Raw genomic sequence first — 1,165 nt, forward strand, 5'->3', positions numbered from 1 at the left:
GCATACTGCTTGTCCACCTCCACCTTCAGGGCTTCGAGGGGCTTCTGGAATTTGGCGGTTTGGTAGGCGAAGGTGAACCAGCGGTACTGCTGGTCGATTTGGAACCACTCGGACTGGTACTTCTGCAGGCCAGCTTCCATCGATGAGATCGCGTTGGGCAAGGCAGCAATGGCTGCAAGGAGCTCGGAGGCGCATTGGGTCGCCGCGTACAACTTGGCGTACTTGTCTTTCCACAGGCTGTCTTGGCGCTGCCGCACCGTTTCAGCTACCTCTCGGGGTGTTACCGACTGAGCTGCGACTGCGGCCGCAAGATCGACGATGATCTTGCGATCAATTTCCTCAAAGGTCGTGACTGGGGCTAGATCACGGAAGTCGCGGTGCTCGATCTTTGACTTCAGGTCAAGTGCATCGGCCGCCCGGGAGGCGAGCGTCTTCATCATGCCTTGGGTGCGAACGTCGTAGCGCAGGCTGTTGAAGTCATTCCGGATGTTTCGGAACTCGCCGGGTGTTTCTGACGCGAAGTCCTCGATCGCCCTGCTGTACATCCACAGCACGAAATCGTCGATGGTTGGGTTAGTGCCCGAGTACCTATAAATCTTCGCCAGGCCGTCCCAAAGGAACTGGTCTAGTCCGAATGTCGTGAGGTCGTCGAATTTGGCCCGTTTGCTTGCGGCGTTCTCGGCGAGGAGTTCACGAATTATGTCGGTCAGCGTGTGTCCCGAGGACTTCACGAGAACCTGGGACATCTTGGCCTGCATCTTCGCAGCGTCGTCGCCTGGGGCAAGAAGCTTTGCCAGTGCGAGCTTTCGAGAGTTGGCGCCGAAGAAACTCTGGTGTTGCTCGATGACGGCAGCTAGCGCGGGCTCCTCAAACCCGAGTTCCTGTTGAAGCATGGAGGTCTTGTCTGCGATGAAGACCCCGTAGGCCAACTCAAGGTCCAGTAGCCAGTTGCCTGTGCCCCTTAGTATCTCACCGGAGCGATAGACGAGGTGCTTGGTGACTTGATCGGCGAGGATCGTGCTCTTCACACCGAATTCGTTGCCGTGCACTCGAATGACGTTCACGGCGCCGAGTTCGAGCGCATCGACGTCTGTGTCGTACTCGCCGGAAGGGTCGTGCCAGAACACGACTCGCTGTGCGGCCAGCCGATTGTTGATGGCATCCT

1 protein-coding gene is annotated in these 1,165 nt (G+C 57.9%); it reads right to left on the bottom strand.

Features of this window, described 5'->3' with window-relative positions; genetic code table 11:
• On the bottom strand, positions 1 to 1,165 hold a 1,165-nt coding region (locus IMZ11_RS42380; protein WP_228649200.1), incomplete at both ends, for a hypothetical protein.

The organism is Microtetraspora sp. AC03309, assembly GCF_020826795.1.
In the GTDB taxonomy this organism is placed as follows: Bacteria; Actinomycetota; Actinomycetes; order Streptosporangiales; family Streptosporangiaceae; genus Microtetraspora; species Microtetraspora glauca.